Raw genomic sequence first — 516 nt, forward strand, 5'->3', positions numbered from 1 at the left:
ACGGGACGACCCGCGGGTCCAGCGGGGGCAGCGGGGCGGGCACGGCCTCGGCCCGGGCTCCCGCGTCGAGACCTGCGTCGGGTCCTGCGTCGGGACCGTCGCCGGGCTCCGCGTGGCCGACGAGCGCGGCCCTGAGGTCGTCGCCGTGCACAGCCGCCTCCATGACGAAGGTGTCGAGGGCCACGGCGAGCGGGACGTCGCCGTAGGGCAGGGGCAGCACCGGGACGGCGCCGCGCCGCACGACGTCGCCGACGACGNTCGAGCGCGTCACCGGCCAGGCCGTCGACCACCCGCCCCGCGGCCCGCGCCCCGTGCCGGGCGCCCTCGGCGACGACGGCGAGCCGCAGCGCCTCGGCCTCCATGCTCATGCCCCACGCCGTGTGCCGGACGAGGTCCTCGACCGTCCACCCGGCCAGGCGTGTCGGCCGCACCGCCGCCGCCTGGCCGGCCACGCGCAGGGCGGCCGCGAAGCCGTCCCACGAGGCGAGCGCGAGCGCCTTCGCCTCCCCGACCCGC

General features: G+C 80.0%; 1 pseudogene. It reads right to left on the reverse strand.

Annotated elements, in window-relative coordinates:
* Positions 1 to 452: pseudogene (locus G9H72_RS23575) on the reverse strand (hypothetical protein); the annotation flags it as partial.
* Positions 453 to 516 lie beyond the last annotated feature (64 nt).

The sequence above is a fragment of the Motilibacter aurantiacus genome (genome assembly GCF_011250645.1).
In the GTDB taxonomy this organism is placed as follows: domain Bacteria; phylum Actinomycetota; class Actinomycetes; order Motilibacterales; family Motilibacteraceae; genus Motilibacter_A; species Motilibacter_A aurantiacus.